The organism is Solidesulfovibrio carbinoliphilus subsp. oakridgensis, assembly GCF_000177215.2.
In the GTDB taxonomy this organism is placed as follows: Bacteria; Desulfobacterota; Desulfovibrionia; order Desulfovibrionales; family Desulfovibrionaceae; genus Solidesulfovibrio; species Solidesulfovibrio carbinoliphilus.
On the sequence record NZ_CM001368.1, the window covers coordinates 2778733 to 2801714 of the forward strand.

The window sequence follows — 22982 nt, forward strand, 5'->3', positions numbered from 1 at the left end:
GATCCCCCCCGGCGGGGTCCGGGGCAGAGCCCCGGCCGCCGGAGGCATATCTCCATTGGAGCGTACAGTGAGCGAGCAGATCAATATCGAGGAAGAGCTCAAGAAGTCCTACCTGGAATATTCCTTGAGCGTTATTATCGGCCGGGCCATTCCGGACGTGCGCGACGGGCTCAAACCCGTGCACCGGCGCATCCTTTTCGCCATGCACGAGCTGTCGAACAGCTACAACCGGCCGTATAAGAAGTCCGCCCGCGTGGTCGGCGACGTCATCGGTAAATACCACCCCCACGGCGACCAGTCCGTGTACGACGCCCTGGTCCGCATGGCCCAGAACTTCTCCATGCGCGACCCCATCGTGGACGGCCAGGGCAACTTCGGCTCCATCGACGGCGACGCGGCCGCGGCCATGCGGTACACCGAAGTCCGCATGTCCCGGCTGGCCGGCGAGTTTCTGGCCGACATCGAGAAGGAGACGGTCGGCTTCCGGCCCAACTACGACAACTCGCTGCAGGAACCGGAAGTTCTGCCGACCAAGGTGCCGAACCTGCTTTTAAACGGTTCGTCCGGCATCGCCGTCGGCATGGCCACAAACATCCCGCCGCACAACCTCGGCGAGCTGTGCGACGGCCTGCTCCACCAGCTGGACAACCCCGGCTGCGACATCAAGGAAATCATAACGCTGATCCACGGGCCCGACTTCCCGACCGGCGCCTCCATCTACGGCGGACGGGGCCTCTACGACGCCTACACCACCGGCCGCGGCAGCATCAAGATCCGGGGCCGGGTCGAGGTCGAGGAGCGCAAGAAGGACTACCAGTCCCTGGTCATCCGCGAGATCCCCTATGCCCTCAACAAGTCCTCGCTGGTGGAAAAGATCGCGGCGCTCATAAACGACCACCGCATCGAGGGCGTCTCGGACCTGCGCGACGAATCCGACCGCAAGGGCATCCGCATCGTCCTGGATCTCAAAAAGGGCGTGATCGCGGACATCATCACCAACGCCCTCTACAAGTACACGCCCCTTGAGACCTCCTTTGGCATCAACATGATGGTGGTGGCCGACAACCGGCCGGCCACGCTCAACATCCAGCAGATGCTCGAGCACTTCCTGGCCCACCGCCGGGAGGTGATCCTGCGGCGCACGGCCTATGACCTGCGAAAGTCCGAGGAGCGGGCCCACATCCTTGAGGGGCTTCGCATCGCGCTGGATAACATCGACGAGGTGGTGGCCATCATCCGGGCCTCGAAAAACGCGGTCGAGGCCAGAGAGAACCTGATGGAGCGCTTCGGCCTGTCCGAGCGGCAGGCGCAAGCCATCCTCGACATGCGCCTGCAGCGCCTGACCAACCTCGAGCGCCAAAAGCTGATCGACGAGTACAACGAGCTCATCAGGCTCATCGAATACCTGCGCAGCATCCTCAATAACGATGAGGTCCTCCGGGGCGTCATCCGCGACGAGATAAAAGAGATCCAGGACCGCTACGCCACGCCGCGAAAGACCGAGGTCCTCGAAGACCTGGAAGGCATCAACATCCTCGACCTCATTCCGGACGAGGACGTGGTCATCACGCTTTCGAGGCGCGGCTACATCAAGCGGACCAAGATCGACAACTACCAGCAGCAGAAACGCGGCGGCAAGGGCGTGGCCGGCGTGTCCACCTCGGCCGACGACTTCGTCCAGTCGTTTTGCGCCACCACCAACCACCAGCAGCTGCTCCTCTTCACCAATCTCGGCCGCATGTTCATGCTGCCGGTGCACCAGATCCCGGAAGGCCAGCGTACGGCCAAGGGCGCCCATATCGCCAACCTCCTGCCCATGGACAAGGAGGAGTTCGTGGCCACGGCGCTGGCCATCCGCGAGTTCTCCTCGGAGCGCTATTTCCTCTTTGTCACCAAGCGCGGCATGGTCAAGCGGTCCTGCACCGAGCTTTACAAGAACTGCCGCAGCACGGGCATCATCGCCGTGTCCCTGAAAGAAGGCGACGAGCTCCTGACGGTCAAGGAGATCGACGACAACGCCGAAGTGCTGCTCGCCACCCAGCAGGGCCTGTCCAACCGGTTCCACATCTCGGGCATCCGGCCGACGGGCCGGGGCGCCGCCGGCGTCAAGGGCATCGCGCTCAAGGGGGCCGACCGGGTGGCCGCCGGGGTCATCATGACCGGCAACGGCCGAAACGAGGTCCTGACCGTCTCGGCCAACGGCTACGGCAAGCGGACCTCCATCGAGCACTATCCCCTGCGCAACCGGGGGGGCTCTGGCGTCATCAACATGCGCGTGACCCCGAAGACCGGGCAGGTCATTGGCGCGGTCATGGTCCTGCCGGAAGACGACCTGCTCCTTTTGACCTCGGCCAACAAGATCATCCGGCTCTCGGTCTCGGGCATCAGTTCCGTCGGCCGGGCGACCCAGGGCGTCATGCTCGTGCGCATGGAAAACGACGACACCGTGACGGGCTTCGATCTGGTCGATCCCAACGATCCCACCCAGTGCGAAACCCTGGGCTAGCCGCCTTCCTGTGGTTGGCGGGCCTGGCCGTGCTGCTGCTCGGCCAGGCCGCCTGCCACCCCTCCCCGCCGGATCCCGAGGCCGGCGTCCTCGAAGCCGGCAGGAGCGCTTTTTTGTCCGGCAACTACCGGCGGGCCGAGGAAACCTACCAGTATTACCTGCAGGCCTTCCCCCACGGCGCCGAGCGCCTGGAGGCCTGGCTGCGGCTGGCCGACATCAGCCAGGACCTTCTCGATTCCCCGGAGCAGGCCGCGACCCTCCTGGAGGCCGCCCTCCTCGAATACGGCCGCGATCCCGAGGCGGCGCCGGCCCTCCTTAACCGGGCCGGTACCCTGCGCCAGCGGCTGCGGGAATACGACAAGGCGGCCGCACACTACGGTTCCCTCCTCTCCCTGCCGGGCCTGCCGTCGGCCGACCGGGCCGAGGCCTGCCGCCGGCTGGCCCGGGTCCGGTTCCTGGCCCGCGACCCGGCCGGGGCCGAACAGGCCTATGCGGCCTGCCGCCCGGCCCTTCCGGGCGGCGACGACCGGGCACGGCTGGACATGGCCCAGGCCGACCTGCTCCTGCGCCTGGAAAAGGCCCCCCAGGCCGAGACCCTCCTGGCCGAGGTTTGGGGGGATGCGGCCGTCTCCCCGGCCGTGCGGGCCGAGGCCGGCTTTCGACTCGGCCAGGGGTACGAGGCCCGGGGCGAGAAGGACAAGGCCCGGACCCTCTACGAAAACATCCGCGACACCTTCCCCAACCCCCTGGTGGTCGATCAAAGACTCGGGTATCTCCGGCGGTGAAGCTGGCGCCTGCATGGGCGAACCTGTTTTTGGGGGATGAAACGGCGGTCATGGTGCTGGACCTCTTGCGGAAAAAGAAGTCCTCCAAGGAGGAAGAACTGGAGCGCCGGCGCAATGCCGGCATTCTCGACTTCGCCATGGTCCAGCGGGCCAAGGTCCACATCAAGTTCGACCAGGCGGCCACCGGCATCACCGGCGTGACCGGCACCATCATGGCCGTCAATGACGCCGGCCTGGTCCTCGAACTGAGCGGCCTCTCCAGCCTGCCGCAGCGGTTCGTGGGCCAGAAGATCGTCTGCTTCATGAAGGTCGTGGAGCGCGAGGACCGGCACCGGGAGATCTTCTACACCTTCGACACCACCATCCTGCGCGTGCGGCAGCAGCCGGACCGGCTGCCCCAGGCGGCCGTGGCCTTCCCCCGGTCCCTGCAAGGGGCCCAGCGGCGAAAAAGCCTGCGCATGAAGCCGGATCTCGGCCAGTTCTCCCACATCGCGGCCTGGAAATACGAGGCCAGCGGCGGATTCGACATGGCCAAGCCCACGGTCTCCCACAGCCATTTCAAAACCAGCCTGGCCCAGCTTGAAAACATCTCGGCCGGCGGCCTGCGCCTCCTGCTCCGCCGGGCCCTGGTCAAGGAACAGGGGCTCGCCCCGGAGCGCGGCGACCGGTTCATCCTCTTTTTCACCTTTGCCGAAGCCGCCCCCAAGCTGCGCGACGAGTACTGGATCATCTGCAAGATCAACAACGCCCGGCGCGATCCGGTGTCCGGCGACGTGACCCTCGGCATGGAATTCATTGCCCACGGCGTGCGCCAGGAGGAGTCCGGCAAGGTGGAGTGGACCAAGATCGCGGACAACGTCATCGACGACATGGCCCAGCGCATCTACCAATGGCACGTGACCCTCTACCGCGACCGGGGCCTGTCCGGCTAAGCGCCGTCCCCTTTTCCAATCCCGACTATCCCGTCCGCCATCCTCCTCCCCGTGGCCGGGCTTTACGGCCCGAACCGTTGTGCCGTATACCATGCCAGTTCCGGCAAGCCCTATCTCCAGAGAAAAAGCGGACGCAACCGATGCAGACAACCCACATTGATTTTTCCGGCTACATGGGACGGCGCGTGCACCTCGGCGTCACCGGGTCCGTGGCCGCCTTCAAGGCCCTGCCGCTCCTGCGCCGGCTCCTGGCCACGGGCGCCTCGGTGGGCGTCACCCTGACCGAGGCGGCGGGCCGGTTCGTCACTCCGCTCTCCTTCGAGGCCCTGGGGGCCGATCCGGTCTACACCGACATGTTCTCCCCCGAGGCGGCCCAATTCGCCCACCTGGCTCCGGCCCAGGCCGCCGACGTCCTGGCCGTGGTTCCGGCCACGGCCGACGTGATGGCCCGGCTGGCCCACGGACTGGCCGGGGATCTGCTCGCCTGCCAGGCCCTGGCCTTCGAGGGCCCTCTCGTTGTCGCCCCGGCCATGAACCCCCGCCTGTGGCGGGCGGCCGCGACCAAGGCCAACTGGCAAACCCTCCTGTCGCGCGGCGTCATCGGCGTGGCCCCGGACTGCGGCGAAATGGCCTGCGGCGAGTCCGGCCAGGGGCGGCTGGCTCCCGAGGAGGCGATTTTCGCCGCCATCCTGAAGGCCCTGACGCCCCAGGATCTGGCCGGCAAGCGGGTGCTGGTCGGCCTTGGGCCCACCCGGGAATATTTCGACGCGGCCCGGTTTTGGTCCAACCCCTCCACCGGCCGCATGGGGGCCTCGCTGGCCCTGGCCGCCTGGCTGCGCGGGGCCGCGGTGACGGTGGTCACGGGGCCTGTCTCCTGGTGGTACCCCGAAGACGTTGCCGTCGTGCCGGTCACCTCGGCCGCCCAGATGTACGAGGCCTGCCTGGAGGCCTGGACCGGCGGCTGCGACATCGGGGTCATGGCCGCGGCCGTGGCCGATTTTTCGCCCATCCCCCACCCCGGCGGCGGGAAGTTCAAAAAAAATGAGGCCAAGGACGGTTCGCCCGTGGTTTTTACGGCCACCCGTGATATCCTGGCCGCCATGGGAGCGAAAAAGACGCCTGGGCAGTATCTGGTCGGGTTTAGCGCCGAAACCGACAACCTCCTGGAAAACGCCCGGGGGAAGCTTGTCCGCAAGCGCTGCGATCTGATGATCGCCAACCCCATCGGCCGGGCCGACGCCGGTTTCGCCTCCCCGGGCAACGAGGCCCTGGCCCTCGCGGCCGACGGCCGGCAGGAGTCCTGGGGCAACATTCCGAAGACCGAGATGGCCTGGAAGATATGGGACTTCACGATTCGCTCCTGAACGTGCCCGAGCGCCTGCGCGTCTGGCAGCAGGCCGGGGTCCGCTACCTCTACTGCGATCCGGCCCGGCCGGCGGCCGCAGTCGGGCCGGATGCGCCCGGGGCCGAGGCGGCGGCCGAGGCCGTGGCCCAGGGGAGTCGGCCCGAGGCTCCCGAGGTTGCCGCCGCCCCGGACCTGCCGCCTGGGAAAGCCGCCCCACCCGCCCCGGATGTCCCGATCCTGGCCTCCATCCCCGACGATCCGTCCGCCTGGCCGGGGCCCTGGCCGGCCCTTTTCGCCAAGGCCCCGGCCGCGCCGCGCCTCGTGATCACCTATTCGGCCCTGGGCCAGGACCTGACCGGCCGGCCCGATCCCAGGCGGTCGAACCTCTGGCGGATGCTGATAAACGAACTGGGCCTGGCCGGCCGAAACGCCGTGGCCTTCTGGCCCGTGTCCCTGCCCGCAAGCGACGATCCCGGCCGGGACCGTGCTCTCTTCGTGGCCGGCTTGAAGCGTCTGTCGCCCCGGATGGTGGCCGTTTTCGGCGACGCTGCCGCGGAGTTGGTCCGGCCGTTCGAGGCGGCGCTTCCCGACATCGCCTTGGCCTTTTTTTCCGACCCGCGGCCGCTTTTGCGCGGCGACACGGAGGCATGGGACCATGTGCTGGCGGTTCTCGACCCGGTGCGGGATGCGTAAGGCCCTGGCGGCCCTGATGCTCTTTCTCCTGGCCACGGGCCTGGCCCTGCCGGCCGTGGCCCAGGCTCCGGACCAGAACCAGGCCAAACCCGTCACCGTTCTCGAAGCGACGCTTGCGGCCTCCATCTCCCTGGCCCAGGCCGACATGCTGGACGAGGCCCTGGAAAAAGCCGGCGCCGTGGGCGCCGACATCCTCCTCGTGCGCCTGGACACCCCCGGCGGCAGCATCGCCACCATGCGCCGGATGGTGGCCGCGATGTTAAACGCCCGGATCCCGGTCGTCCTGTGGGTGGCCCCGTCCGGGGCCCGGGCCGCCTCGGCCGGCGTCTTTCTTATGGCCGCGGCCACGGTCTCGGCCATGGCCCCCCAGACCACCATCGGCTCGGCCTCGCCCATCGGCCCGGGCGGCCAGGAACTGGACAAGACGGCCGCCAAAAAGACCCAAAACGACCTGGAGAGCCTGCTTCGCGGCGTCACCGCCCTTCGCGGCCGCAACACCGCCTGGTTTCGCAGCGCCGTGACCGAGGCGTCGAACCTGACGGCCGACGAGGCCGTGCGCGAACGGGTGGTGGACTACATCGCCGTCAGCCGCGAGGACCTTTTCGCCCAGATCGGCCGGCGCGGCCTGTCCCTTGGCGGCGTGGTCCGCCACTTCGACATCAAGGATGTCTCGTTTACGACCTTCGATCCCGGCCCGACCTACCGCTTCTTCTCCTGGCTCCTCGATCCCCAGATCGCCTACATGCTGCTCCTTCTGGGCGTGGCCGGCGTCTTTTTCGAACTGATCAGTCCGGGCGTCATCCTGCCGGGTGTGGTCGGCGGCCTTTCCCTGCTCCTGGCCCTCTACGCCCTGACGGTCCTGCCGACCAACGCCGCCGGCCTCTTGCTCCTCCTGTTCGGCGCCGGCCTTTTCGTGCTGGAGATCCACGTCACGAGCTACGGGCTTTTGAGCGTGGCCGGCGTGGCCTCCCTTTTCATCGGCTCGCTCCTGCTCTTTCGATCCGAGGGCCATGGCGGCCTGCCCCTGGACGTCATCCTGCCGACCGTCATCGGCGTCTCCCTGCTGCTCCTTGGCGGCGTGTGGCTCCTGTCCCGGGCCCAGCGGCTGCGGCCGCGCTCGGGCCTGGACGCCCTGGTCGGCCAGCCGGCCGAGGTCCGGCACTGGCAGGCCGGGGCCGGCAAGGTCTTTGTCCGGGGCGAGCTGTGGAATGCCGTGGCCGCCTCCGGCCTGCCCAAGGATTTTTCCCCGGCTTCGGGCCAGACGGTGGTCGTTGTCGCGGCAAGCGGCATGACCCTGGCCGTGGCCCCGCCGCCGTCCTCCCAACCCTGACCGGCCAGCCGGCCCGGAGGCCCCATGTTCGCCTATATCCCGATCCTTGCCGTGGTCATCTTCATCCTGGTCACTTCGTTGCGGGTATTAAACGAATACGAGCGCGGCGTGGTCTTTCGGCTCGGCCGGATCATCGGGGCCAAGGGGCCGGGGCTGATCCTGCTTTTCCCGGTCATCGACCGCATGACCAAGCTGTCCTTGCGGACCTTTGCCATGGATGTGCCGAACCAGGACGTCATCACCCGGGACAACGTCAGCATCAAGGTCAACGCCGTGGTCTATTTCCGGGTGGTCGATCCCATCCGGGCCATCCTCGAAGTCGAGGACTACATGTACGCCACGTCCCAGATCTCCCAGACGACCCTGCGCAGCGTCTGCGGCGGGGTGGAGCTCGACGAGATCCTGGCCCACCGCGACATGGTCAACGAACGCGTCCAGACCATCCTCGACCTCCATGCCGGGCCGTGGGGCATCAAGGTGGCCAACGTGGAACTCAAATACATCGACCTGCCCCAGGAGATGCAGCGGGCCATGGCCAAGCAGGCCGAGGCCGAGCGCGAACGCCGGGCCAAGGTCATTAACGCCGAGGGCGAATTCCAGGCGGCCACGAAACTGGCCCAGGCGGCGGAAATCATAAGCGCCCGGCCCGAAGCCCTGCAGCTGCGCTATCTCCAGACCATGCGCGAGATGGCCGCCGAAAGTCAGACCGCCACAATTTTGCCCATTCCACTTGATTTTATCCGTTCTTTTTTTCATGGTCCGAGCCACGCCGCGCCAGCCCGGGCGGGCATGGAACCGGCCGAGGCCAGACCGGCTCCGGCGCCACGAACCACGGTCGAGCTGACCGATCGACCAGAGGCGACGCCGGACGGCGATGCGTGACACCACCGCCGCCCGCGGCCGACGACGCTTCGCAAACCGCGGGTCATTTTACCGCTACCCAAAGGAACCATGAATATCCTTGTCACCGGCGCGGCCGGATTTATCGGCTTCCACCTGTGTCGCCGTTTCCTGTCCATGGGCCATGCCGTCACCGGCTGCGACAACCTGAGCCCCTACTATTCGGTGGCCCTCAAAAAGGACCGTGTGGCCCTGCTTTCCCGCGAGGCCAGGTTCACCTTCGTCCAGGAAGACATGGCCGACCGCGCGGCCATGGACCGGCTTTTCGACGCCGGCGGCTTCACCCACGTGGTGAACCTGGCCGCCCAGGCCGGGGTGCGCCACAGCCTGACCCACCCGGACGACTACATAAACGCCAATATCCTGGGATATTTCAATATCCTTGAAAATTGCCGCCAGCACAAGGTCGGGCACTTCGTCTTCGCCTCGTCGAGTTCCGTCTACGGGCTCAACACCAAGATGCCTTTTTCCGTGCACGACAACGTGGACCATCCCATCAGCCTCTACGCGGCTTCGAAAAAGTCCAACGAGCTGATGGCCCACTCCTACAGCTACCTCTTTGGCCTGCCCTGCACGGGCTTGCGGTTTTTCACGGTCTACGGGCCCTGGGGCCGGCCGGACATGGCGCTCTTCCTGTTCACCAAGGCCATTCTCGAAGACAAGCCGATCCAGGTCTTCAACCACGGCAAGATGGAGCGCGACTTCACCTATATCGACGACATCGTCGAGGGCGTGGTCCGGGTGACGCTCAACACGGCCGCGCCCAATCCGGACTGGAATCCGGCCGCGCCGGATCCGAGCACCAGCATGGCGCCCTACCGGCTCTATAATATCGGCAACAACAACAGCGTGTCGCTTTTGCGCTTCATCGGGGCCATCGAAGAGGCGCTGGGCAAGAAGGCCATCATGGAGATGCTGCCGCTCCAGCCGGGCGACGTGCCGGCCACGCGGGCCAATGTGGACGACCTGATCCGGGACGTGGGCTTCCAGCCGTCCACCACCATCGAGACGGGCATCGGTCGCTTCATCGAGTGGTACCGGGAATACTACCTCCATTAATATTGACAGGATGCGGCAGGTCCACTAAGCGGGCCTTTTGTGGAACCTTACGAACCGCCTCAAGGACGGAACCGGGTAATGGAATTCAAGACCACGAAACGTGATCTCGAAGCGGTTTTTACGCAGATACAGAGCCAGGTCGAAGAAGCGAATCTGCCTGATGAAGAGACCGTCAACCGATTCGCCCGCCTGGCCCGCAAAATGCACCAATTGGCCGATGAGACCTGGATGGACGAGGCCGAGGATTTTTCCCATCTGGCCGGACAGCTGCTCCTCGCCGTCAAGAAGAGCGATGTGGAAGCAACGGTCATGCTCGTCGAATCCCTGGACGACGCCCAGTCCTTTTGCCACCGGACCTTTCGCGACTAGGCCGCGGCCTCATGTTTCACGTGAAACATGAGGTTTTTTTGGGCGCGTCCCGGTCCATGCGGGACGTTTCCGACCAAGGAGATGCTGCATGGCCCGAGTCATCGTGATCGCCAATCAAAAAGGCGGCGTGGGCAAAACCACGACCGCCGTCAACCTGGCCGCCTCCCTGGCGGTCATGGAAAAAAAAACCCTGCTGATCGACTGCGATCCCCAGGCCAACGCCGGCAGCGGCCTGTCCATCTATTCCGATAAGATTGCCGAGACCCTCTACACCGTCCTCTACGAACCGGAACGCGCGGCCGAGGCCGTGGTCTGCACGGAACTGCCCTTTCTGAGCGTCCTGCCGTCCGGGCCCGATCTGGTGGCCGCGGACATCGAACTGGTGGCCAAGCCCCGGCGCGAATACTTCCTGCGCGCCCTGGTCGACACCCTGGCTGGCGACTACGACTACATCCTCCTCGACTGCCCGCCGTCGCTCGGGCTCGTGACCTTAAATGCCCTGTGCGCGGCCACGGAACTGCTCGTGCCGCTCCAGTGCGAATACTACGCCCTGGAAGGCATCGCCCAGCTCCTGCGGACCTACGACCAGGTCCGCAAGCGGTTCAACAACCGCCTGAAGCTCCTCGGCGTGGTGCTGACCATGTACGACGGCCGCAACAAGCTCAATCGCCACGTCAAGCGCGAGGTCTGGAAGTGCTTCCCCAAGCTCTATTTCCAGACCCTCATCCCGCGCAACATCCGGCTGTCCGAAGCCCCGAGCTACGGCAAGCCGGTCCTGACCCACGACATCAAGTCGCGCGGGGCCGAGGCCTATCTGTCCCTGGCCCAGGAAGTGGTCCGGCGGCGGATCGCCGGCACCGACTAAGCGGCAGCCCGCAAAAAAAGGCCGCCCCCGGATCGGAGGCGGCCTTTTTTTGCGCGTCGTGTCCAGGCTAGCCCTTCTCGACGAACGGCTTGCACTCCACGGTCAGATGCTTCTTGAAATGCTTTTTGAGCACCAGGGACTTGCACGACCGGCACTGGAAGGTTACGAGTCCCCCGAGGTTGGCGGTGCGCAGGCGGAACTTGCGCGGCTCGTCCCTGGTCCAGTCCCCGGTGGACTGGCCGCAGTGTTCGCAGGCCACGTCATAGTCCGGCGGATAGGTGAAGTCCCAATAATTGAGCAACGTTTCCCACTCGGCCATGGGCTCGGGCTTTTCCTCGGGTTCGGCCCGGCAGGCGGGATCCAGTTTGTAAAGGGCGTTTTCAAGCGTCGGCAGAATGCGGTCCTTGACCTGGGACCACAGCTCCGGGCTCAGGTGAACGCCGCGCGGCGCACCCTTGGCATCGAAAAGTTCCAGGAAATGGGATGATATCGTCGGCACGGTAGGCTCCTTCGGGGTGTCGGCTGGTCGGCGCGCCAGGGCGGACAGCCATTGGAAATCGGTTCGGAAAAAGGTAATTCCCGAAACGGACGCGTCAAGCCGGGGCAGGATCGCTCCGGCCCAAGCGGACCGCTTGGAAACGAGTAAAAGGAACGCATCCATGGCGCAAGCCCAAAAAGGACTCGGCCGGGGGTTGGAAGCCCTGCTCGGCGGGTACCAGGACGAACGGTCGGGCCAGGAAGTCCTGACCCTGCCCCTTGACGCCATCCGGCCGAACCCGGAACAGCCCCGGCGGACCTTCGAGCCCGGGGCCCTGGCCGAGCTGGCCGCTTCCATCAAGGGACAGGGGCTGTTGCAGCCCGTGCTGGTCCGGCCGGTGGCCGACGCGGGCGGCGCCACCCACGAGATCGTGGCCGGCGAACGCCGGTGGCGGGCGGCCCGGCTGGCCGGGCTCACGGAAATTCCGGTTCTGGTCCGGGAAGTCGACGACGAGCAGAGCCTGGCCCTGGCCCTCATTGAAAATCTCCAGCGCGAGGACTTGAACCCCGTGGAAGAGGCGGCGGCCCTCAACCTGCTTTTGACCCGTTTCGGCATGAGCCAGGACGCCCTGGCCAAGAAGGTCGGCAAGAGCCGGCCGGCCGTGGCCAACGCCCTGCGCCTGCTCCAGCTGTCCGAACCCATGCTGGCCGATCTGGCCAGCCAGGCCATGACGGCCGGCCACGCCCGTGCCCTCCTGTCCCTGGCCGACGAGGAGCTGCGCCAGGCCCTGTGGCAGCGGATCGTGGCCACGGGTATGAGCGTGCGCGAGGCCGAGGAGGCGGCGGGCCAGGCCAAGGCCACGGGCCGGCTGCCGGACGCCGCTCCGGCCCGGCCCGAGGCCACGGGGCCCCGGCCCGCCCGGACCCGGCCGGCCAAGGACCCGTGCCTGCGCGAGATCGAGGGCCCCCTGACCCGGCAGGCCGGCGTCATGGTCAAAACGACCGGCTCGGCCGACCACGGCCGGATCACCTTCCACTACAGTTCCCGGCGGGAGTTGGAAGGACTGCTCGAGCATTTCGGCCTGACCGCCCTCCTCGACCGGGGCGCGGCCGGGGACGGGGCCTAAGGCCGGCCGCGGCGGGATCGCGGGGAAGTGTTTCCACAAGAGCCAAGGGTGTGTAGAATGGGACCGGAAAGGGTTTCCCGGCACCGCCTTCGGACCACAGCCTGTAGAAAAATGCCGTGGCCCGGGACGGAGCCGCCCGGCCACGACGCGCCGCAACAATCGGGAAGGATGGATACCGCTTGAACAACGACACGGAAAAAAAGGCCCACAACTGGACGCTCGCGCCGGGCGACGCGCCCGGGGCCGTCACCCTGGCCGGGGAGATCGATTTTTCCGTCACCCCGGCGGTGCGCGAGCGCCTTTTGGCGCTCGTCGGGGAGACGCCCGAAACCATCACCCTGGACATGGCCGACCTGTCCTACATCGACAGTTCCGGACTGGCGCTTTTGATCGAACTGCGCAAGCATCTGGCCGAATCCGGCCGCAAGGTCGCCATCCGGTCCCTTTCGCCCCAGGTCCGCAAGCTTTTCAACCTGACCCAGCTCGGCGACCTGTTCGGCCTGCCCGCCGGCTAGGCCGACGGCGGCACGCGGCATGAAAAAGGCCGGCAACGACACCGCAACCCTGGTCTGGCTGGTCACAGGACTGCTGGCCTGCGCCCGGGCGTCCCTGTCCCCGCTGACCCGGGTCAAGACCTACCAGCGCTCCCGCATCTGGAGCCACATGGCCTGGATCGGCGCGGACTCGCTGCCGATCATCAGCATCATCTCGGCCTGCGTCGGCATCATCCTGGCCTTGCAGGCGGCCACCCAGCTCGAAAAGGTCGGGGCTTTGAGCTACGTGGCCAATCTGGTCGGCTTTTCCATCATCACCGAACTGGGGCCGCTTCTGACCTGCCTCATCCTGGCCGGCCGGGCCGGGGCCGCCTTTACGGCCGAGATCGCGACCATGCAGATTTCCGAGGAGATCGACGCCCTGGAGGTCATGGGCCTCGATCCGGTACGGTTTCTGGTCTGGCCGAAGTTTCTCGCCATGTGCGTCATGGCGCCGCTGTTGACCCTTTGGGGCGACGCGGTCGGCATCACGGCCGGGGGGGTCTTTTCCGCCCTGTTCCTCGGCCTGGCCGGCAAGGCCTATTTTCTCCAGACCGCCCACTTCCTGACCATGCGCGACCTTCTGGCCGGGCTCGTCAAAAGCGCCGGCTTTGGCGTGGCCATCACCATCGTTTCCTGCTGGCAGGGGTTTTTGGCCAAGGAGGGGGCGGCGGACGTGGGCCGGCGCACCACCAAGGCCGTGGTGGAGTCCATCTTCCTCATGATCCTTTTGGATTTGTTTTTTACGGCCCTCAATTATAGCTTCCGGTAAAAGGGAGAGCTGCCGTGTCGGGACGCCTGGAATCGCCGGATATCACCCTTGAGGACATCAGCGTCGGCTACGGCGACCGCGTGGTTCTCTCGGGCATCGACACCGTCCTGCCCGGCGGCAGGATCAGCGTCATCCTCGGCGGCTCCGGCAGCGGCAAGTCCACGCTGTTGCGCAACATCATCGGCCTCGTGCCCATTCAAACCGGCCGCATCCTCCTGGCCGGCCGGGACATGGCGGAGATGGGGCCGGAAGATCGCCTGGAGATGCGCCGCCGCATGGGGGTGCTTTTCCAGGACGGGGCCCTCCTCGGCTCCCTGCCCCTCGGGGAAAACATCGCCCTGCCCCTTCGCGAGCACACCGATCTGAGCAATTCGCTCATCGAGGAAGTGGTCGGCATGAAGCTGAAGCTCGTGGGGCTGGCCGATTTCATCGGGTATTTTCCGAGCGAGCTGTCCGGCGGCATGCGCAAGCGGGCCGGACTGGCCCGGGCCATGGCCCTGGACCCGGCCGTGCTCCTGTGCGACGAGCCGACTTCCGGCCTCGATCCCGTCACGGCCGCGGACATGGACCAGCTCGTCCTCGAACTCAAGGCCACCTTCAACATGACCATCGTGGTGGTCAGCCACGATCTCCAGAGCCTGCGCGCCATCGCCGACCACGTGGTGGTCGTCAACCAGGGCCGGATGCTCTTCGAGGGGCCGCCCGACGCCCTGGCCGCGTCCGAGGACCCGTTTATCGTGCAGTTCCTGAGCCGCCAGCCGTCCCGGGAGAGCCGCATCCTGGACGGCCCCTGGGCGGAGAGGACCGGGGAACACCCCCCGCCGGCCGCGCCGGGAGGCACGTCCGGGACGGCGGCCGCGACCGCGCCGCCAGCAAGCCCGGCTGCGCCCGCCGCCTCGTCCGGGACCGAATCCGCAACCGCGCCGCAGTCCGCATCCGGGGCCGCGGCCGGGATCACCAACGGGGGGGCATGATGCTGACGGCAAAGGCGAGCAAGGCGGAATACATGAAGGCTTTCGGGACGCTTTTCCTCGGGCTGTGCCTGCTCGGCGGGTTCATGATCGTCCTTGGCGGCCACTGGTTCTGGGTCAAATACGACCCCTACGACATCCGGTTCACCTCGGTCAAAGACCTGAGCCCCGGCCGGACCGTCAAGTACGCGGGCCTGGACATCGGCCGGGTGAAATCCATCGACCTCGACCCGGAGGACCCCCACTTCATCAGCGTCCGGATCGACGTGCGCAAGGACTTTCCGCTCTTTGAAGGCACGGTGGCCCGCATCGGCCAAAAGGGGCTGGTTGGCGACTACTACGTGCTCCTGGAACTGCGGGGCCAGCCCGGGGCCCGTCTGCAGCCCGGGGCCATGCTCCCGGCCGTGAACACCATGGACATGCAGGAACTGGCGGCCAAGGCCGGCGACCTCCTGGACGACATCCGGCCGAAGATCAAAGAGATCGCGGACAACATCGCCAGGCTTTTCACGGAGGAGAATACCGAAGCCCTGCGCCGGGCCCTGGAAGGCACGCCCCAGCTCGTGGAAGACCTGCGCCGGGCGGCCAACGATTTCCGCACCAACTGGGCCACCCTGTCCGCCAAGGGCGGCAAGGCGGCCGACTCCCTGGACCAGTCGCTACGGCGCATCGACAAGGCGGTCGGCTCGGTCGAGAAGGAACTCAATAAAACCCTGGTCACCTATCGCAACCAAGGCGAGCATGTCGGCGCCCTTATCAAAGACGTGCGCCAGGGTTTCAATTACGACCAGGAAAACCTGGAAGTCATCCTCAAAAACCTCAACCGGACGAGCCGGGACCTGAAGGAACTCATGAGCCGCCTGCGCGAGCGGCCCTGGGAACTGCTCCGGCCGCCCTCGGGAAGTGGAAGATGAAGCCATACCAGTTGATGGGCCGCCTGGCGATTGTCGCCCTGCTCGCGGCCAGCCTGTCGGGATGTTTCGGCAAGCCTCCCCCGCCCCAGCGCTATCTGCGGGTGGACCTGGAGGAGACCCCGTGCCCGGGTTCCAACAGCCAGCAGCACCGGCTGCCGCTCGGATTCAAGCCGTTGACGGCCCTTGAGAACCTGGATCGGACCTCGGTTTTGACCGCACGCGACCAAGTCCTCTCCGCCAGCCTCGAATACTATTGGGAAGGCGCGCCCCAGGACGTGGTGGGCCAGGCCTTGCGCCGGGGCATCGAATGCCAGTCCACGGCCGTCACCCCGGTCGATTACCAGCCGCGCGTGGAGCACGACGCGGTCCTGACCGGCCAGGTCACGGCCTTTAACGTGGAGGAGACTGAGGGCGGCCGGTTCGTGGTCTCGGTCCACCTCGACCTGTGGAGCAAGAATCTCGGGACCCGCATTGCCACCGGCGAATTCAATGCCTATGCCCCGCTCGAGAATTTCAACGGCGACACCATCGCCCGGGCCGCGTCCAATGCCCTGGGCCGGGTCGTGCCCAAGGTGGTGGACTGGCTGGATGTCGGGCTGCCCAAAATCCAGAAAGCGGTTTCCCGCCAGTGAGGTAAGCCATGCTGCAGGCCTTCGCCTGGATGGCCGAGCGCAAGATCGAGGACGCCATGCGCCGGGGAGCGTTCGACAACCTCCCCGGCCGGGGCCAGAAGATCGTCCACGAGGACGATTCCATGATCCCGGCCGATCTGCGCATGGCCTACAAGATCCTCAAGAACGCCGGCTATGTGCCCCAGGAACTCCTCGACGAGAAAGAGATCGTCACCGCCACCGAGCTCCTCGCCGCTGCCACCGACGAGCAGGAGCGCTACCGGCAGATGCAAAAGCTCAATTTCCTCGTCATGAAGACCAACGCCCGCCGCCGCCGGCCCGTGGACCTGGAAAAGGACCAGCTCTACTACCAAAAGGTCGTGGAACGGGTGACGGTCCACCGGCCCGAGGGAAAGGAAGAAGAATCGGGGCGCCGCCCCGAACCCCGCCGGGGGGAATGATCCCCCCGGACCCCCTCGACTTTCGTTTCGTCAATCACCCAAAGTTATTTCGTGTATCCGCCACGCTTCCCCCCTTTCAGGGGGACCGGGGGGATGATCCCCCCCGGTGGGGTCCGTGGCAAAGCCCCGGCCGCCGGAGGCATCCCCCGCTACACCGGCCGGACGGCCACTTCGGCGCCGCCGGCCAGGCCTTCGAGGTCGGCCGGGATGGTGATGAGCCCGTCGGCCAGAAGGAGCGTTTTGAGGAGCCCGGACTTGCCGAGCACGGGGTGGGCCAGCGGGATCTGGCCGGGCCGGGGTTCGAGGCGCACGCGCACGTGGTCCTCGCGGCCCTGCCTGGAGGCCACGTTGCGGGACAAAAGCGCCGGGAAGGCCGGCCGGGGCCGGTCGAAGGCCTCGGTGTCGCCGGCCAGATGGGCCAGCAGCGGCAGCCCGAAGACGAGCAGGACGATCTGGGCCGAGGTGACCTGGCCGGGCAGGCCGATGACGGGCTTGCCGTGCAGGCGGGCCAGGATGGTCGGCTTGCCTGGGGAAAGAGCCACGCCGTGGGCCAGGATGTCGGCCCCGAGGTTACGCAGGGCGTCCAGGGTGAAATCCCGGGCCCCGACCGAGCTGCCGCCGGAAAGAAGCGTCAGGTCGTGGTCCGCGACGGCCTCGGCCAGGGCGGCCTGGATGCCGGCCAGGTCGTCCCTGACCAGGGGGAAGGCCGTGGACGCGGCCCCGGCGGCCCGCAGCATGGCGGAGAGCGTGTGGGTGTTGACGTCGCGGATCTGGCCCGGCTTCGGCGTGGCCCCGGCCGGCACCAGCTCGTCGCCGGTGGAGAGGACCGCCGCCCGGGGACGCCGGCCCACGGCCACCCGCACGTGGCCGAGGGCGGCCAGGATGCCGATCTCCTGGGGCCTGAGCTTCGTGCCGGCCGCGAGCAGGCGCTGGCCCTTGGCCGCGTCCTCGCCGGCCAGCAGCATGTTTTCCCCCGGAGCCAGCGGCCGCCTGATTTCGATCGCCCCGGCTCCCAGGTCCTCGGTGTATTCCACCATGACCACGGCGTCGGCCCCGTCCGGCAGCAGGGCCCCGGTCACGATGCGGGCGCAGTGGCCGGGCGGGAGCGGTTTTTCCGGGCTGACGCCGATGGGGATGTCCATGGCCAGGTCGAGGTAGGCGGGGTTGGATTCGGTGGCGCCAAAGACGTCGGCCGCGCGCACGGCATAGCCGTCCATGGCGGCCCGGGCCGCGGCGGGCAGGTCTTCGGCGGCGACCAGATCCCCGGCCAGGAACCGGCCCAGGGCCTCGTCCAGGTCCACGGTTTCCGAGGGGAGGACCGGGAAGGTCCGCAGCAAATCCGTGAATTCGGCCGTGGACACGGCCCGGAAAAAACCTTCGCGCATGGTGTAAAATCCTTCAGGAGCTTTGGGCCAACAGGTGGGCCGCCACCCAGGCCGCGCCGTAGAGGCCGGTCTGTTCGTCGCGCACGAGCCGCACAGGAATGGTTGTAAGAAGGTCGCCATAGGTGGGGGAATCCCGGAATTCGCGGGCGAATTCCGGGTGGGTGACCAAAAGCGGGTTTTTGGCGGCCACGCCGCCGCTTACGTACAGGCCGCCGGTGGCCAGCACGGTCAGGGCGTAGTCGCGGGCGGCCCGGCCGTAGAACCGGGCGAAAAGGGCCGTGGTCCGGCTTTCCCGGGTCAGGGACGCCCCGACCTCGGCCGGGGTCAGGTCCTGTCCGGTCAAAAACCGGTGCAGGTGGGCCAGGCCCGAGCCCGAGAGCACGGTGTCGCCCCGGACGTAGCGCTCGCCGGTCAGGCGGCAGAGGGAGGCGGCAAAGGCGTTCTCCTCGTCGCCGAAAAAGCTGGCCGAGGCGTGGCCCTTTTCCGAAGGCAGGACCTTGTAGCCGCCGCCCGCCCCGGGTTCGAGGGGGGCCAGGGCGGCGTGGCCAAGGCCGGTGCCGGCTCCGATCACGGCCTGGACCCGGTCCGGGTCCATCACGCCCGGCAGCACCACGTCGGCATCGCCGCCGAGCAGCCGGCAGCCGTGGGCCTGGGCCAGGAAATCGTTGACGCAGGCCGTGCGGGCCAGGCCGAAGACCGCGGAAACGTCGTCGAGGTCGAGCTTCCAATCGATGTTGGCAAAGGTGACCGTACGGCCGACCACGGCTCCGGGCACGGCGAAGACCGCCGCCTCGGCCGAACGCGGCGGCAGGGAAAATCCTGTCCGCGTCAGATCCTCCAGCAGGTCCACAAAGGAATCGGCCTCCGTCGTTGGCAGCCAGACCGAGGAGACAAGGGCCAGGCCGCCCGACGGAGACAGGGTGAAGTGGCCAAAGCGGCTGTTGGTGCCGCCGATGTCGGCGGCGAGGATGTGCCTGGCTGCTGGCGCGGTGTCGCGGGGCATCGGGATCTCCTTGAAGTGCGGCGGGGTTTGCGGCAGGGTGCCAAAGCGCCGACGGCAGTGTAGCCGGGGCGCGACGGGAAACGCAAGCATGGCCCAAGATACCCTGCCGGCCTTGGCGGCGGCCGGCGCGGCCATGGGCCTGTCCGCCGGTTTCGCCCCTGGCCCGCTTTTGTCCCTGGTCCTGTCCCAGACCCTGGCCCATGGTCCGGGCGAAGGGGTCAAGGTGGCCCTCGCCCCGCTCGTCACCGACACGCCCATCATCCTGGCCGCCTGGCTGGTGCTCTCGCGCCTGTCCGGCAGCCCGGCCGTGCTCGGCGTCCTGTCGCTGGCCGGGGCCTGCCTGCTTGGGCGCTACGGTTGGGATTGCCTGTCCGCGCCGCCGCCGGACGCGGGCGATCCGGCCAGGGCCCCCCGGTCGCTCCTGCGGGGCGTGGCCGCCAACTTCGCCAACCCCCACCCCTATCTCTTCTGGACGACCGTGGGCGTGCCCATGCTCCTCGATGCCGCGAACTCGGGGCCCTGGGCGGTGGCCGTGTTCCTGGCCGTCTTTTACGCCGCCATCGTCGGGGCCAAGATCCTGGCCGCCCTGGTGGCCGGCCGGTTCCGGCGGTTTCTGGGCAGCCGGTCCTACCGGCTGCTCATGGCCGGGCTCGGATTGTCGCTCTTCTACTACGCCGTGGCCTTCGCCCGCCACGGCTTTTCGCTGCTTGGCGGAACATAATCCCGCATTGTCCTTTGCCCGGATCGTCCGTATCATGCAAGACGGCTTTGCGCCGCATCCCCATGACCCATTGCCACAAGGAGTCCCCATGGCCGCGCCGTTCACCATAGGGCTTGTGCAGATGGCCCCGGAAAAGACCGTGGCCGCGTCCGTCGAGAAGGCGGCCGACCGCGTGGCCGCCGCCGCCAAGGCCGGGGCCAATGTCGTCTGCCTGCCCGAACTCTTCGCCACGCCCTATTTCTGCCGCACCGAAGACCACGCCGCCTTCGACCTGGCCGAACCCATTCCCGGCCCCACCACCCAGGCCATGGCCGCGGCGGCCAAGGCGGCGGGCGTGGTGGTCGTGGCCCCGCTCTTCGAGCGCCGGGGCCCCGGCTGCTACCACAATTCCCTGGCCGTGCTCGGCCCGGACGGCCGGCACCTCGGCGTCTACCGCAAGATGCACATCCCCCACGACCCGGGCTTTGAGGAGAAGTTCTACTTCGCGCCCGGGGACCTGGGATTCAAGGCCTTTGACACGCCCTTCGGCCCCATCGGCACGCTCATCTGCTGGGACCAGTGGTTCCCCGAAGCGGCCCGGGCCACGGCCCTGCAAGGCGCCCTGGTCCTGTGCTATCCTACGGCCATCGGTTGGCATCCGTCGGAAAAGGCCGCCTACGGCGAGACCCAGCGCGACGCCTGGATGACGGTCCAGCGTGGCCACGCCATCGCCAACGGCATCTACGTGGCCGCCATCAACCGGGTCGGGATCGAAGGCTCGGGCGCGGGCTACGGCGACACTTTGGAATTCTGGGGCTCGTCGTTTCTGGCCGACCCCTCGGGCCGGGTCCTGGCCCAGGCCGGCCTGGACACCGAAGAGATCGTCACCGGCGTCATCGATCCCCAGGTCCTCGAAACGCAGCGCCGCCACTGGCCGTTTCTGCGCGACCGCCGCGTGGACGCCTACGGCGGGTTGGGGCGGCTGTACGGGACGGAGTAGGAAAAAGATGCCTCCGGCGGCCGGGAGGGGGTCACCCCCTCCCGGACCCACCCGAACGGGGGATGTGGGAGAGCGGATGAGGCGCCCCCTTTGAGCGTTTTTGGGGGAAGATGGGGGTCTGGGGGAAGGAACCCCCTTTTTGCAAAAAGGGGGTTCCTTCCCCCAGCCGCCGGAGGCTACATGAAGCGAAATATCTATCTGCGCACGATTCCCATCGAGGAGGCTCTCACCCGGGCCAAGGACGCGCTCGATCGCGAGGCCCTGCTGACGGTCGAGCGGATCGGGGCCGAACGGGCCGCCGGCCGGATCACGGCCGAGCCGGTCATGGCCCGCTATTCCTCGCCCACCTACCACAGCGCGGCCATGGACGGCATCGCCGTGCGCGCGGCCGACACCTTCCTGGCCCGGGAGGGCTCGCCGGTCCGGCTCCTGACCGGGGACGGGTTCGTGTTCGTCAACACCGGCCACCCGCTGCCGTCCGCCTTCGACGCCGTGATCATGATCGAAAACGTGGTCATGGACGGCGACACGGCCACCATCGAATCCCCGGTCGCGCCCTTCACCCACGTGCGCCGCATCGGCGAGGATATCGTGGCCACGGAAATGATCCTGCCCCGGCACCGGCGCATTTCGGCCTACGACGTGGGGGCCCTGCTCTCCTGCGGCGCCTACGACGTGGACGTGTACGAACAGGTGCGGATCCGGGTCATTCCCACCGGCGACGAGGTCATGGATTTCACCTCCCGCCCGGCCCCGGGCCCGGGCCAGGTGGTGGAGAGCAATTCCATGCTCTTGTGCGCCCTGGCCGACGAATGGGGCATGGCCTGCCAGCGGGTGGCGCCGATCCGGGACGACCCCGACGCCCTGGCCGCCGCCCTGGAGGAGGGGCTCAATAGCGACGCCCACATCGTGGTCATCGTGGCCGGGTCCTCGGCCGGGAGCAAGGATTTCACCCGGGCCACCATCGAGCGGGTCGGCGAGGTGCTGGTCCACGGCGTGGCCGCCATGCCGGGCAAACCGTCACTCCTTGGCGTCGCCCGGGGCAAGCTGGTGGTCGGGGCCCCGGGCTATCCGGTCAGCTCGGTGGTCTGCTTCGAGCGGCTTTTGTATCCCCTGGCCTGCTGGCTGTCCCGGGCCGAGCCCAAGACCCGCCAGACCGTGGCCGCGACGCTGGCCCGGAGCGTGCCGTCGCGCATCGGCATGGTGGATTTTGTCCGCCTGGCCGTGGGCCAGGTCGGCGACGAGTACGTGGCCCTGCCCCTGTCCCGGGGGGCCGGCAGCATCTCCACCATGACCAAGGCGCAGGCCGTCACCCAGCTGCCGCCCGAGGCCGAGGGCCTGGAATCCGGGGCCACGGTCACGGCCGAGCTTCTGGTCGACGCCGGGGAGCTGGCCCGCACCCTGGTCTGCGTCGGCAGCCACGACAACACCCTCGACATCCTGGCCGACAGGCTCATGCGCGGCGATCCGCCCATGCGGCTGGCCTCCAGCCACGTCGGCAGCATGGGCGGCCTCATTGCCCTGCGAAACGGCGCGTCCATGCTGGCCGGCACCCATCTCTTCGACCCGGAAAGCGGGGACTACAACTTCCCCTTCCTGGCCAAGTACCTGCCCGGCCTGGATGTGACCGTGGTCAACCTGGCCATCCGCCACCAGGGCCTGATCGTGGCCCCGGGCAATCCCAAGGGGATCACCGGCATCGCCGACCTGGCCAGGGACGGGGTCCGGTACCTGAACCGCCAGCGCGGGGCCGGCACGCGCATCCTTTTCGACCACCACTTGGCCAAAAGCGGGCTGACGCCGGACCGGATCTCCGGCTACGACCGGGAAGAGCACACGCACATGGCCGTGGCCGTCAACGTCAAGACAGACGCGGCCGACTGCGGCCTGGGCGTCTTTGCCGCGGCCAAGGCGCTCGGCCTCGATTTCGTGCCCCTGGCCCGGGAGCGCTACGATCTGGTCATCCCCGCCGCCTACCGCGACGACCAGAAGATCGCGGCCGTTTTCGCGGTGGTGGGCAGCGAGGCCTTCAAGGAGCAGGTCCGGGCCCTCGGCGGCTACGAGACCGACTGGAGCGGCCGGATCATGGCGCCGGGCATGGGCCTGCCCGGGGAGCCGGCGGCGTAGCGGAAAAGGATGGGCCTCCGGCGGCCGGGGCTTTGCCCCGGACCCCACCGGGAGGGGGTCACCCCCTCCCGGACCCTCCCGAACGGGGCGGGCGGGTGTTTATCCGAGCAGGGGAGA

Annotated in this window: 23 protein-coding genes; 20 read left to right on the forward strand and 3 right to left on the reverse strand. The window is 67.6% G+C overall.

From position 1 onward, the window contains the following. The first annotated feature begins 67 nt into the window (after positions 1–67). The 10 genes from gyrA (at position 68) to DFW101_RS12130 (ending at position 10784) form a co-directional block, all read left to right on the forward strand. Positions 68–2506, forward strand: coding sequence for a DNA gyrase subunit A (gene gyrA / locus DFW101_RS12085; protein WP_232286001.1), 2439 nt, complete (start codon positions 68–70; stop codon positions 2504–2506). Continuing rightward, the gene (locus DFW101_RS12090) at positions 2488–3291 is read left to right on the forward strand and encodes a tetratricopeptide repeat protein (RefSeq protein ID WP_232286004.1); all 804 of its coding nucleotides are present in this window, start codon (positions 2488–2490) and stop codon (positions 3289–3291) included. The genes gyrA and DFW101_RS12090 overlap by 19 nt, the downstream gene beginning before the upstream one ends. A gap of 50 nt (positions 3292–3341) precedes the next feature. Then, positions 3342–4223, forward strand: coding sequence for a hypothetical protein (locus tag DFW101_RS12095; RefSeq protein WP_009181809.1), 882 nt, complete (start codon positions 3342–3344; stop codon positions 4221–4223). 140 nt (positions 4224–4363) lie between these two features. Beyond that, a complete protein-coding gene (gene coaBC, locus DFW101_RS12100; protein ID WP_009181810.1) occupies positions 4364–5587 on the forward strand; it encodes a bifunctional phosphopantothenoylcysteine decarboxylase/phosphopantothenate--cysteine ligase CoaBC in 1224 nt (407 codons plus the stop codon). Further along, positions 5563–6261, forward strand: a complete 699-nt coding sequence (locus tag DFW101_RS12105; protein WP_009181811.1) for a hypothetical protein — start codon at positions 5563–5565, stop codon at positions 6259–6261. The genes coaBC and DFW101_RS12105 overlap by 25 nt, the downstream gene beginning before the upstream one ends. After that, complete coding sequence (locus DFW101_RS12110) at positions 6224–7591, forward strand: NfeD family protein (RefSeq protein WP_009181812.1); 1368 nt, start codon at positions 6224–6226, stop codon at positions 7589–7591. The genes DFW101_RS12105 and DFW101_RS12110 overlap by 38 nt, the downstream gene beginning before the upstream one ends. Positions 7592–7615: 24 nt before the next feature. Next, a complete protein-coding gene (locus DFW101_RS12115; RefSeq protein WP_009181813.1) occupies positions 7616–8473 on the forward strand; it encodes a slipin family protein in 858 nt (285 codons plus the stop codon). A gap of 69 nt (positions 8474–8542) precedes the next feature. Beyond that, on the forward strand, positions 8543–9550 hold the full coding sequence (locus tag DFW101_RS12120; protein WP_009181814.1) for an NAD-dependent epimerase: 1008 nt from the start codon (positions 8543–8545) through the stop codon (positions 9548–9550). 78 nt (positions 9551–9628) lie between these two features. After that, positions 9629–9919: a GAK system XXXCH domain-containing protein gene (locus DFW101_RS12125; RefSeq protein ID WP_009181815.1), complete on the forward strand. Its 291-nt coding sequence runs from the start codon at positions 9629–9631 to the stop codon at positions 9917–9919. Positions 9920–10007: 88 nt separating this feature from the next. Beyond that, positions 10008–10784: a ParA family protein gene (locus tag DFW101_RS12130; RefSeq protein WP_009181816.1), complete on the forward strand. Its 777-nt coding sequence runs from the start codon at positions 10008–10010 to the stop codon at positions 10782–10784. 67 nt (positions 10785–10851) lie between these two features. Here the strand turns inward: DFW101_RS12130 and DFW101_RS12135 are convergent, their stop codons facing one another. Then, positions 10852–11283 carry a hypothetical protein gene (locus DFW101_RS12135; protein ID WP_009181817.1) on the reverse strand — a complete coding sequence of 144 codons (432 nt, stop codon included), beginning with the start codon at positions 11281–11283 and terminating at the stop codon, positions 10852–10854. A gap of 160 nt (positions 11284–11443) precedes the next feature. Here DFW101_RS12135 and DFW101_RS12140 point away from each other — a divergent pair, with 160 nt between their 5' ends. The 7 genes from DFW101_RS12140 (at position 11444) to DFW101_RS12170 (ending at position 16650) form a co-directional block, all read left to right on the forward strand. Continuing rightward, positions 11444–12388, forward strand: coding sequence for a ParB/RepB/Spo0J family partition protein (locus DFW101_RS12140; protein WP_009181818.1), 945 nt, complete (start codon positions 11444–11446; stop codon positions 12386–12388). A gap of 179 nt (positions 12389–12567) precedes the next feature. Further along, positions 12568–12903, forward strand: a complete 336-nt coding sequence (locus DFW101_RS12145; protein ID WP_009181819.1) for an STAS domain-containing protein — start codon at positions 12568–12570, stop codon at positions 12901–12903. Between the two features lie 19 nt (positions 12904–12922). After that, complete coding sequence (locus DFW101_RS12150; RefSeq protein WP_009181820.1) at positions 12923–13693, forward strand: ABC transporter permease; 771 nt, start codon at positions 12923–12925, stop codon at positions 13691–13693. Positions 13694–13707: 14 nt separating this feature from the next. After that, complete coding sequence (locus DFW101_RS12155) at positions 13708–14667, forward strand: ABC transporter ATP-binding protein (protein ID WP_009181821.1); 960 nt, start codon at positions 13708–13710, stop codon at positions 14665–14667. Further along, entirely contained in the window at positions 14664–15578 is a 915-nt protein-coding gene (locus DFW101_RS12160) for an MlaD family protein (protein ID WP_009181822.1), read from the forward strand. Before DFW101_RS12155 ends, DFW101_RS12160 begins: the two co-directional genes overlap by 4 nt. Beyond that, positions 15575–16210, forward strand: a complete 636-nt coding sequence (locus DFW101_RS12165; RefSeq protein WP_009181823.1) for an ABC-type transport auxiliary lipoprotein family protein — start codon at positions 15575–15577, stop codon at positions 16208–16210. Before DFW101_RS12160 ends, DFW101_RS12165 begins: the two co-directional genes overlap by 4 nt. Before the next feature lie 8 nt (positions 16211–16218). Next, positions 16219–16650 carry a DnaJ family domain-containing protein gene (locus DFW101_RS12170; protein WP_009181824.1) on the forward strand — a complete coding sequence of 144 codons (432 nt, stop codon included), beginning with the start codon at positions 16219–16221 and terminating at the stop codon, positions 16648–16650. Positions 16651–16799: 149 nt separating this feature from the next. Here the strand turns inward: DFW101_RS12170 and DFW101_RS12175 are convergent, their stop codons facing one another. Beyond that, positions 16800–18035, reverse strand: a complete 1236-nt coding sequence (locus DFW101_RS12175; RefSeq protein ID WP_009181825.1) for a molybdopterin molybdotransferase MoeA — start codon at positions 18033–18035, stop codon at positions 16800–16802. 13 nt (positions 18036–18048) lie between these two features. After that, entirely contained in the window at positions 18049–19038 is a 990-nt protein-coding gene (locus tag DFW101_RS12180; protein ID WP_009181826.1) for a glucokinase, read from the reverse strand. A gap of 88 nt (positions 19039–19126) precedes the next feature. On the opposite strand from DFW101_RS12180, the gene DFW101_RS12185 reads away from it, so the two are divergent. From DFW101_RS12185 to DFW101_RS12195, 3 genes are all read left to right on the forward strand, one after another. Further along, positions 19127–19759, forward strand: a complete 633-nt coding sequence (locus tag DFW101_RS12185) for a LysE family translocator (RefSeq protein WP_009181827.1) — start codon at positions 19127–19129, stop codon at positions 19757–19759. An 88-nt stretch (positions 19760–19847) separates the two neighbouring features. Next, the gene (locus DFW101_RS12190; protein ID WP_009181828.1) at positions 19848–20738 is read left to right on the forward strand and encodes a carbon-nitrogen hydrolase; all 891 of its coding nucleotides are present in this window, start codon (positions 19848–19850) and stop codon (positions 20736–20738) included. Positions 20739–20918: 180 nt separating this feature from the next. Then, the gene (locus DFW101_RS12195) at positions 20919–22865 is read left to right on the forward strand and encodes a molybdopterin biosynthesis protein (protein ID WP_009181829.1); all 1947 of its coding nucleotides are present in this window, start codon (positions 20919–20921) and stop codon (positions 22863–22865) included. Positions 22866–22982 lie beyond the last annotated feature (117 nt).

Coding starts and splice junctions, on each gene's coding strand:
- DFW101_RS12110 (WP_009181812.1), top strand. CDS start 6,224: ATGTGCTGGCGGTTCTCGACCCGGTGCGGGATGCGTAAGGCCCTGGCG.
- DFW101_RS12180 (WP_009181826.1), bottom strand. CDS start 19,038: ATGCCCCGCGACACCGCGCCAGCAGCCAGGCACATCCTCGCCGCCGAC.
- DFW101_RS12150 (WP_009181820.1), top strand. CDS start 12,923: ATGAAAAAGGCCGGCAACGACACCGCAACCCTGGTCTGGCTGGTCACA.
- DFW101_RS12165 (WP_009181823.1), top strand. CDS start 15,575: ATGAAGCCATACCAGTTGATGGGCCGCCTGGCGATTGTCGCCCTGCTC.
- DFW101_RS12120 (WP_009181814.1), top strand. CDS start 8,543: ATGAATATCCTTGTCACCGGCGCGGCCGGATTTATCGGCTTCCACCTG.
- DFW101_RS12105 (WP_009181811.1), top strand. CDS start 5,563: ATGGGACTTCACGATTCGCTCCTGAACGTGCCCGAGCGCCTGCGCGTC.
- DFW101_RS12190 (WP_009181828.1), top strand. CDS start 19,848: ATGGCCGCGCCGTTCACCATAGGGCTTGTGCAGATGGCCCCGGAAAAG.
- DFW101_RS12115 (WP_009181813.1), top strand. CDS start 7,616: ATGTTCGCCTATATCCCGATCCTTGCCGTGGTCATCTTCATCCTGGTC.
- DFW101_RS12185 (WP_009181827.1), top strand. CDS start 19,127: ATGGCCCAAGATACCCTGCCGGCCTTGGCGGCGGCCGGCGCGGCCATG.
- DFW101_RS12125 (WP_009181815.1), top strand. CDS start 9,629: ATGGAATTCAAGACCACGAAACGTGATCTCGAAGCGGTTTTTACGCAG.
- DFW101_RS12160 (WP_009181822.1), top strand. CDS start 14,664: ATGATGCTGACGGCAAAGGCGAGCAAGGCGGAATACATGAAGGCTTTC.
- DFW101_RS12195 (WP_009181829.1), top strand. CDS start 20,919: ATGAAGCGAAATATCTATCTGCGCACGATTCCCATCGAGGAGGCTCTC.
- DFW101_RS12170 (WP_009181824.1), top strand. CDS start 16,219: ATGCTGCAGGCCTTCGCCTGGATGGCCGAGCGCAAGATCGAGGACGCC.
- DFW101_RS12130 (WP_009181816.1), top strand. CDS start 10,008: ATGGCCCGAGTCATCGTGATCGCCAATCAAAAAGGCGGCGTGGGCAAA.
- coaBC (WP_009181810.1), top strand. CDS start 4,364: ATGCAGACAACCCACATTGATTTTTCCGGCTACATGGGACGGCGCGTG.
- DFW101_RS12095 (WP_009181809.1), top strand. CDS start 3,342: ATGGTGCTGGACCTCTTGCGGAAAAAGAAGTCCTCCAAGGAGGAAGAA.
- DFW101_RS12140 (WP_009181818.1), top strand. CDS start 11,444: ATGGCGCAAGCCCAAAAAGGACTCGGCCGGGGGTTGGAAGCCCTGCTC.
- DFW101_RS12175 (WP_009181825.1), bottom strand. CDS start 18,035: ATGCGCGAAGGTTTTTTCCGGGCCGTGTCCACGGCCGAATTCACGGAT.